This window comes from Brevundimonas sp., assembly GCF_031082345.1.
Classification (GTDB): Bacteria; Pseudomonadota; Alphaproteobacteria; order Caulobacterales; family Caulobacteraceae; genus Brevundimonas.
Genome location: NZ_JAVHLH010000100.1, coordinates 1 through 9,090 on the forward strand (window position 1 = coordinate 1; position 9,090 = coordinate 9,090).

Consider the following 9,090-nt stretch of genomic DNA (forward strand, 5'->3'; position numbering starts at 1 on the left):
AGACCTTCATCATACACGCGGCATGGCTGCGTCAGGCTTTCGCCCATTGCGCAAGATTCCCCACTGCTGCCTCCCGTAGGAGTCTGGACCGTATCTCAGTTCCAGTGTGGCTGGTCATCCTCTCAGACCAGCTACTGATCGTAGCCTTGGTGGGCCATTACCCCACCAACAAGCTAATCAGACGCGGGCCGCTCTAAAGGCGATAAATCTTTCCCCCGAAGGGCACATTCGGCATTACCACCCGTTTCCAGGAGCTATTCCGAACCTAAAGGCACGTTCCCACGTGTTACTCACCCGTCCGCCACTAACCCCGAAGGGTCCGTTCGACTTGCATGTGTTAGGCCTGCCGCCAGCGTTCGCTCTGAGCCAGGATCAAACTCTCAGGTTGAGTTGACTATCTGACCTAAGCAGACCGACCCGAAGGCCGGTTGGCATTAGTTCTACGTATTCTTGACGAGATCCCACGAACGCCTCTCCGAAGAGCGACGTCATGGTGTCTTTTCAAAAAGACCGCAGTTGTCAGTGTCGAGACAATCTCTAGGATTGTCGCTAGGACACCGCCGCCTGCGTTTCTCTTTCCAGATCAACGATTTCAAAGACCCAGGAACCGGAGAACCGATCCCACCGTTTAGCGCCCGGTTACGGCGGAGGCGGCGATGTAGTCGCCTCCCCTTCCCGTGTCAAGCGATCATTCCTGGGAACGATCTCTTTTCAGCGGCCCCGCCCGGAGGCGAGGGAGGCGCTGTTTAGCGCCTCATTTTTCTGCGTCAAGTGGTTCTTTTTAAAGAAGAACCTCTGTCTGCAAACCACCCTGGAGGGGCGGCGGAGGCGGCTCTCTAAGGAAGGCCGATCTCCGTGTCAACCGGGCTTTTTCAGCCATTTCGCGAGGACTGAAATCCGAGGATTTCGGGCCGCAAAAAACCGCCTGGAAAGCCGAGAGGCTTGCCTCTGTTTCGTCCGACGATTCGATTGGAGCGCGGAACCTAACCGAAACACCTTAAGGAAGCAACCCGCTGTAGCGACTTTCTTCCCGGGGAACCGTCGGTGACTTTCGTCTCCGCGGCCCCGGCGGCCGGCCCGTTTCCGAGCGAGGCGGCGATATACGCAGCGGCCATTTTGTTCGCAAGCCGATTCCGACAGTTTTGCGAACTTTCTCGCGGAGTCACGGTCGACGGACGCTGTCAGCCCGGTCGGGCCGCACGCGACGCGCGGCGGCCGTCCTTCTCGCCCCGTCAGCCGGCCGCGATATAGGTGCGCAGGGACTCCGCTTCCTGCGTGGCCTCGGCGATCTGGCATTTCACTACATCGCCGATGGAGATCACCCCGGCCAGGCGGTCATCCCGGAGCACCGGCAGGTGACGGATCCGGCGGTCGGTCATCCGCTCCATCAGGACTCCCACCGTCTCGGCCGGCGCGGCGAAGACGACGTCCGCGGTCATGAAGTCCGAGGCCGGCTTGTCCAGCGCCCCGGCGCCGCCCTGGGCGACGGCCCGCACCACGTCGCGCTCCGACAGCACTCCGACCACCCGGTCCGCGTCGCAAACGATCAGCGCGCCGACCTTCAGCCGGTCCAGCTCGCCGCAGGCGTCCCCCAGCCGCATATCCGGGCGGATGCTGAATACGGCGTCGCCCTTGTCCTTGAGAATTTCGGCGACCAGCATCGCGGCTCCCCTTCTCTCTATATAGAGCGCGGCCGCGGATGGACCGCTTCAGGCGGAAGGGTCGCGCAGATCGGGCGGGGAATCAAATGACGTCCGGCGTGAACGGAACGGCCGGGCCCACGGGCCGATCAGCAGCGCGCCTGCGAGGAAGCCGAAGGCATGGGCCTCCCAGGCCACGCGAGCCCCTTCCGCGCCGGGGGCCAGTCCGATCAGACCCGCTCCGGCGTTCACGCCCATGATGACGGCGGCCATGACCAGGAAGCGGCGGTCCCCGAGGGGACGCAGGGAGCCGTCGCGTCGACCCAGCAGGCGGAGGGCGGCGCCCATCAGGCCGAACACCGCCCCCGAGGCGCCCACCAGCGGATCGAACGTGTCCGGATGGATCAGGCCGTAGCCGGCGGTGCTGATGAGGCCGGTCGCCAGGTAGAAGGCGAGAAACCCGACGACGCCCCTCGCCCCGGTCATCAGCCGGGCGACCGGTGGCGCGAAGGCGAAGACGCCCAGAGCGTTCATCGCCACATGGCCCCAGCCGCCGTGCAGGAACATCGAGGTCAGGAGCCCCGGCCACCAGTCGCCCCTCCACAGGGACGCGGGCCTGAACGCCAGCGACAGCCCCCCGTCAGGCAGGCGCGTCTGCAGCCAGAACAGCAGCGGCAAGGACACGGTCAGAAGCAGCGCGACCGCGGGCGCCGTGAAGATCCGTTCGGGGGGCGGCTGATCGGTCAGGGTCGGGCTCCGGTCGATTCTGGAATGCCTTCATTAACAGCCAAGCCTGGCAAGTGGTTCTTAATAACCATGATCCAGATTGAGACGCGGGTTGGTTGCCGACCCCTAAACCATGTTCGCGTGTGGAGGTTCTCGTGACCGTCAGGCTGAAGACCATCCCCGCCCTTCTCGGAGCCGCCCTGCTCGTCGCGCCATCGGCCGCGGCCGCGCAGTCCGCCGGCTCCTCCGGCATGGGCGCCTATCAGGCCGGCTACGGCGGGTCGCGCTACACGACGGCGCGTCCCCAGACCGGCTCGACCCGCGATCAGAACGGCAACCGTCTGATTGTGGACGGCATCATCCAGGCCGGGGCCAACAGCTATTCAAGCGCCACCGGCGGCGTCTCGTCGAGCTTTTCGGGCGTCGGCGGCGCGGACGGCGGCACAGCCATCGGCGGCTCCACGGCCATCGGCAACAGTCTGAACGTCGTGGTCCAGGGCAACCACAACACGGTCATCGTCAACTCGACCCAGACCAACAACGGCAATGTCACCGCCGGAACCAGCCTGAACGGCACCCTGAGGCTTCCATGATTCACGGCCAGTTCGCCCGGCGTCTGAAGACGACCGCCGCCGCCAGCGCGATCGCCGCGCTTCTCGGCGGCTGCATTTCCGCATCGGCGGGGCCCAACGGCACCTACGCCACGCCGATCGGCAATGCGCCGGTGACGGCGAACCCGACCCCCTATTCCGCCGCGCTCTACTGCATGGCCGACTACGCCCGGCGCTACGACCTGCCCTCCCCGCGCATGTCGGTCGGCCGGATCGCCGACTACACCGGCACCGTCTCGGCCGACGGCGGCCGTCAGGTGACCGGCGGCGCCTCGCTGATGGCGATGACGGCGCTGGCGAAGGCCGGGGCCCAGATTCTCGAACGCTACGACACCTCGGTCTCCGAGATGGAGCTGCGCTACGCCAACAACCGCCTGATCGGCGACGCCGGCCCCGGCGGCGCCGACGACGTCCAGTATCGCCGCATCCTCGCCGGCTCGGTGCCCGGCACGGATTTCTACATCATCGGCGGCATCACCGAGGTGAACTACAATATCCGTTCGGGCGGTTTCGACATGGCCGCCGGCCAGGCCAGCACCCAGACGCCGCTGTCGACCGCCTTCGCGGGCAAGGCCTTCGTGATGAACATCGCCATCGACCTGCGGCTGGTCCAGACGACCACCCTCGAGGTCGTCGACGTGGTCTCGTACCAGAAACAGATCATCGGCCGGGAGATCTCGGCCGGCGTGTTCGACTTCCTGAACGGCAACGTCTTCGACATCTCGGCCGGCGAAGGCGGGCTGGAGCCGGTCCAGCTGGCGGTTCGCGCGCTGATCGAACGGGCCACGGTCGAGTTCATGGCCAATCTGTACGGCGCACCGGGCCCGGACATCTGCCTGTCGGCGGGCCCGGACCCCCTCGGAGGCACGACCGGTCCGACCGGCGGCTACTATCCGGCTTACCCCAACACGGGAACGAACAATGGCGAAACCCGCGCGGATCCGTCTCGCTGGCACGATCGCCGCGACGGCGCTGTGCGCCGCAGCCGCTACTGAGGCCGCCGCGCAGACCCCGCCTCCGGGCGGGACCATCGTCCTGAACGACCAGCTGCAGCTGGGCGACGTCTTCTCGCACCAGACGCTGAACGTCGTCGACGCCCAGGAACAGGTCACCGTCAGCACCTCGGCCCAGGGCAACAGCGCCTCGGGCGCGGTCGAGAACGGCTCCATCACCGTCCAGTCCGACCAGGACATGCGCGGCGACGCGGTGGCCACGACCGACATGACCCTCGGCGGCGACACCTGGGGCCTGGTCACGGCGACGACCCAGGCCGGCGGCAACTATCTGGCGGTCAGCGCCTATGATTCCGATCTGACCGTCGACGCGACCCAATCGAACACCGGCGGCCTGGTCAGCGCCACCTCGCAACTGGGCGACGACGACGCCCGCCTGCTTGGCGGAGCCGTCATCAACGCCTCGGCCATCTCGAACACTGTGGCCATGTATGGCGAGGGCTCGGCGGTCGGCGGCACGATCGATCAGTCCTCCTCCGCCACGGTGCGCGCCTACAACCGGATCGAAACCCAGTACATTCCGGCCGAGGCCAGCGTCTCCAGCCAGGCCATCGTCAACGCGGTCCAGCTGACCAGCGGCCAGACCTCCGGCCAGAACCTCGCCATCGTCCAGACCTCGACCGGGGATTTCGTCGAGGCCGAGTCCAGCGCCAACGCCGGCAACGCCTGGGACCTGGCGGCGCGCGCCCGCGCCAGCGCCAACCAGGCCGTGCTCTACAACGAGGGCGGATCGGTCGTGACCGACTCCCGTCAGGACAACACCGCCTTCGTCCGCGCCGCCGCCACGACCACCGCCTACGACTACGGTCGCGCCGAGGCTTACGCCCGCGGCGCGGCCAACGAGCTGTCGGTCGGCAACAACGACATCTACGTCGAGATCGACAACAGCCAGTTCAACTCGGGCGGTGTCGACGTCACCGCCACCTTCTCGGGCACGAACGGCTATGACGTCTATGTCGGCGCCGAGGCGGTGGGCAACAGCGTCACCGGCTTCGCCTGTTCGGACTGCGAGGGCTATCTCGAGGCCCGCAACACCCAGACCAACGGCGGCGATGTCTCGGCGACGGCGAACACCACGGTCGCCGGTTCGACCCGGGCCGTGATCACCGGCGCAAATTCGGTCGGCAATTCCGCGACTTTCTACGTCTCGCGGCCCTCACATTAATCTTCCGTAACTTGAGCGGCGCTTCCGTGTCCCCGAAAGGTTGCAGGGGGCGCCGGCGACGAGGTCGCGCGCCCGACAAATCTTGTCCGGCGCGGTCCCGATCGGGTGTCTTCGCGCCCATCGGAAAGTCGCCTCGACCATGCGTACACCCCGTCGTCTGCTCCTTCTTGTCGCCGCGTCCGTCACGGTTCTGACCGCGGCCTCGCCCGCCCTCGCACAGGCCCAGGCCCAGCCTTCCGACCCGTGGGCGCATGCGGCCAGCGACATCCCGGTCGACGCCGACGTCCGCTTCGGCGTCCTGCCGAACGGCATGCAGTACGCCATCCTGCGCAATGACACCCCGCCCGGACAGGCGTCGTTCCGGCTGCGCATCGACGCCGGCTCCCTGATGGAGAACGACAACCAGCGGGGGCTGGCGCACTTCATGGAGCACATGGCCTTCAACGGGACCACCAACATCCCGGAGAACGACCTGCTGCGTATTCTCGAGCGGCATGGCCTGGCCTTCGGCGCCGACACCAACGCCTACACCTCGTTCGACGAAACCGTGTACATGCTGGAGTTGCCGCGGGCCGACGAGGCGATCGTCGACGACGCCCTTCGGATCATGCGCGAGCAGGTGTCGGAAGCGCTCATGGCGCCCGAGGCCATCGACGCCGAGCGCGACGTCATCGTCGGCGAGCAGCGCCTTCGCAACGTGCCGGGTCTGCGCGCCCTGGAGGCCCAGTTGAAGCTGCTGGCCCCGGGCCAGCGCATCTCGGAACGCCTCCCGATCGGAGACCTGGAAGTCATCCGCACGGCGCCGCGCGAGCGGTTCGTGGACTTTTACGAGGCGTACTACCGCCCGTCCCGCGCCACCTTCGTGGCCGTCGGCGACTTTGATGTCGCGGAAATGGAAGCCAAGATCAGGGGCGCCTTCGAGAGCTGGGAGCCCAAGGCCGCCGATGGTCCCGACCCGGACCTCGGCACGGTCCAGCCGCGCGGGCCGGAGACCCGGATTCTGCTCGAGCCGGGCGTGCAGTCCTCGATCTCGCTGGGCTACGTCCGCGCCCCCGACCGTGATCCCGACTCCGTGGCGGAGCGCCGTGACAACCTGGTTCGGGGTCTGGGCCTGGCCGTGCTGAGCCGCCGTCTTGGCGAGATCGCGCGCGCCGACAATCCCCCCTTCATCGGCGCCAGCGCCTCCGAGGGCGACCTGTTCGACAGTCTCGGCTCGGCTTCGGTCTCGGCCCAGTTCAATCCGGGCGAGTGGCAGCGGGCGCTGGAGACCATCGAGCAGGAGCAGCGGCGCATCGTCCAGTTCGGCGTCACCGAGGTCGAACTCCAACGCGAGATTACAGGGATCCGCACCAATCTCGAGAACGCGGTCGCATCCGCCGCGACGCGCCGCACCCCCCAGCTCGCCATGGGTCTGGTCGGCGCGGTCAACGCCGAGCGGGTGTTCAACACGCCCCAGACCAGTCTCGACCTGTTCAACGCCGCCGTCGAAGGTCTGACCGCCGCCCGGATCAACGAGACCCTTCCTCTTATCTTCGCGGGTGAAGGACCGCTGGCGCTCATCATCACGCCGGTGGAGATCGAAGGCGGAGAGGCCGCCGTCACGGCCGCGCTCGAGGCCTCGCGTCAGGTCGCCGTCGCCGCACCGGCGGCGCAGACCGAGCTCGCATGGCCCTACGCCAGCTTTGGAACCCCGGGCACGGTCGAGAACCGGCGGGAGTTCGCCGACGTGGGCGCCACGGTCGTCACCTTCGCCAACGGCGTCCGCCTGACGGTCAAGCCGACCGACTTCCGTGACGAGCAGATTCTCGTCAGCGTCCGCACCGGCATCGGCGAACTGGGCCTGCCGACCGACAGGTCCGACCCGCAAGCCCTGGCCCCGCTGGTCTTCACCCAGGGCGGGCTCGGAGAGCTGACGGCGGACGAACTCAGCCGGGTGCTGAACGGCCGCATCTATTCGGCGGGTTTCGGCGTCGACAGCGACACCTACAGCCTGACGGGCGCGACCCGGCCGCAGGACTTCCCGCTGCAGATGCAGGTTCTGACCGCCTATCTGACCGATCCGGGCCTGCGTCCGGCGCCGTTCGAGCAGATCAAGGCCTTCTTCCCGCAGATCGTCGCCCAGCAGATGGCGACGCCCGGCGGCGCCTTCCAGCTGCAGGCGTCCGGCCTGCTGGCCAGCGGCGACAAGCGCCAGACCTTCCCGGGCGTCGGTGATGTCGCCGCCTGGACCATCGAAGACCTGCGCGCCGGCGTCACCCGCGGGCTGTCTTCCGGCCCGATCGACGTCGTCGTGGTCGGCGACGTGACGGTCGAGGACGCCATTGCGGCGGTCGCCCCGACTCTGGGCGCCCTTCCGCCCCGGGGCCCCGACGCCCAGCCCGCGCCCGGCGCGACCGAGCTTCGCTTCCCCGCCGGGGTGGCCGAACCGGTGCGGCTGACGCACACGGGTCCGGTCGAGCAGGCGCTCGGCTACATCGCCTGGCCGACCACGGACGCCGTCGGCGACCGCACCGAGGCGCGTCAGGTCTCTATCCTGTCCGAGGTGCTGAAGCTCCGGGTGCTCGATGAAATCCGTGAGAAGCAGGCCTTGGCCTATTCCCCCAACGTCGGGGCCAGCGCTTCCGACGTCTACGAGGGCTACGGCTCGATCTCGATCACGGCCCAGACGGCCGCGGACGCCCTGCCCGCCTTCTACGCCGCGGTGGAGGCGATCGTCGCCGGTCTGAAGGACGCGCCTGTTGAGGAAGACGAGCTGAACCGCGCCCGCCTGCCGGTGATCGAATCGCTGCGCCGCAGCCAGGCGGGGAACGAGTACTGGCTCGCCCAACTGGCCGACGTCGCAGCCAGGCCGGGAGAGGTCGAGCAGACGCTGACCCATATCTCGGACCTCGAGGCGATCACACCGGCCGACATCCAGCGGCTGGCCCGTCAGTACCTGCGCTCCGACACCGCCTGGCGCGCAACGGTGACCTCGTCGCAGGCCGCCGACGCGGCGCCCGTCCCGGCCAGCTAGAGCGACGAAAAAAGGCCCCGGTCCTTGCGGATCGGGGCCAGTCGCTTCTCAGGATCGTCGACAGAGCCGACGAACGCCACCCTACCGGGGGCGCAATGACCCCCGGCTGAACGGGGGTGTTCAGTTCTGCGTCAGAAAACCCGTCCGCCGACCCCGCCATCGAGGGTCATGGACGCGCCCGACACGGCCACGCCGGCCTGTTCGACCACTTCCTCACGGTACTCGGTGTAGATCTCTTCGCGGACCATGGTCAGGATCTTCACGCCCGCGCCGTAGCGGCGCAGGAGCGACCGCTCATTGCATTCGCGCTCGGCCGTCTGCGCCCGGCATTCGACGCGACCGCCGCGGCCATGCCACAGAGCCTCGCCCTTGCGGCAGTCCATGGTCTGACCCTGTCCGAACTCGGAATCGCCCGTGTACTCAGCCCAGGAGTACTGCAGCCAGGTTCCGGCGAGGCAGCGGTACAGTTCGCCCTCGTAGTCGCCGTGGACGTCCCGGTCCGGGCGCACCTGCGAGGCGGGATGGGGCACGTTGCGGTCGTCGATGCAGAAGGCGCGGATGACGACCCGCTTCTCCCACCGGCGACGCGCCTCATAGGGCACCCGGATGACCTGGCGCACGCGCGCGCCCTCGACCATCAGGCCGTTGATCGTGGTGGGATAGGGCTGGTCGACCGTCACATAGGCGGAGCCGCCGCCCGAAACCCACACGCTGCCGCCTGCACGCGCATTCAGACCGGTCCGGCTGCGGGCGCTGGCGTCCGCGCCGGCGTTGGCGTTGACGTTCACATTGACGTTGAAGTCGCCGCCGCCGCCGCAGCACGGCGGCGGGGGCGGCTGTTCGCAGCATGGCGGAGGCGGCGGAGGCGGCGGAGGGATAATCGCGTTGTTCATAGAAATGCTTTTCTGCCATAAGTACCGTT

Annotated in this window: 7 protein-coding genes and 1 rRNA gene; 4 read left to right on the forward strand and 4 right to left on the reverse strand. The window is 67.7% G+C overall.

From position 1 onward, the window contains the following. The 3 genes from RDU12_RS08165 to RDU12_RS08175 form a co-directional block, all read right to left on the reverse strand. A 16S ribosomal RNA gene (locus RDU12_RS08165) occupies nucleotides 1-388 on the reverse strand; the annotation flags it as partial. Nucleotides 389-1,232: 844 nt separating this feature from the next. Continuing rightward, entirely contained in the window at nucleotides 1,233-1,661 is a 429-nt protein-coding gene (locus tag RDU12_RS08170) for a CBS domain-containing protein (RefSeq protein WP_300289857.1), read from the reverse strand. A gap of 48 nt (nucleotides 1,662-1,709) precedes the next feature. After that, nucleotides 1,710-2,324, reverse strand: coding sequence for a rhomboid family intramembrane serine protease (locus RDU12_RS08175; protein ID WP_300289856.1), 615 nt, complete (start codon nucleotides 2,322-2,324; stop codon nucleotides 1,710-1,712). 197 nt (nucleotides 2,325-2,521) lie between these two features. Here RDU12_RS08175 and hfaA point away from each other — a divergent pair, with 197 nt between their 5' ends. From hfaA to RDU12_RS08195, 4 genes are all read left to right on the forward strand, one after another. Then, entirely contained in the window at nucleotides 2,522-2,959 is a 438-nt protein-coding gene (gene hfaA / locus RDU12_RS08180; RefSeq protein WP_300289855.1) for a holdfast anchoring protein HfaA, read from the forward strand. Then, a complete protein-coding gene (gene hfaB, locus RDU12_RS08185) occupies nucleotides 2,956-3,972 on the forward strand; it encodes a holdfast anchoring protein HfaB (RefSeq protein WP_300289854.1) in 1,017 nt (338 codons plus the stop codon). The genes hfaA and hfaB overlap by 4 nt, the downstream gene beginning before the upstream one ends. Continuing rightward, nucleotides 3,899-5,155 carry a holdfast anchor protein HfaD gene (hfaD, locus tag RDU12_RS08190; protein WP_300289853.1) on the forward strand — a complete coding sequence of 419 codons (1,257 nt, stop codon included), beginning with the start codon at nucleotides 3,899-3,901 and terminating at the stop codon, nucleotides 5,153-5,155. Before hfaB ends, hfaD begins: the two co-directional genes overlap by 74 nt. A 139-nt stretch (nucleotides 5,156-5,294) precedes the next feature. Further along, nucleotides 5,295-8,168, forward strand: a complete 2,874-nt coding sequence (locus tag RDU12_RS08195; protein ID WP_300289852.1) for a pitrilysin family protein — start codon at nucleotides 5,295-5,297, stop codon at nucleotides 8,166-8,168. A 131-nt stretch (nucleotides 8,169-8,299) separates the two neighbouring features. On the opposite strand, the gene RDU12_RS08200 is transcribed toward RDU12_RS08195, so the two are convergent. Then, entirely contained in the window at nucleotides 8,300-9,061 is a 762-nt protein-coding gene (locus RDU12_RS08200) for a hypothetical protein (protein WP_308684419.1), read from the reverse strand. Nucleotides 9,062-9,090: the final 29 nt, after the last annotated feature.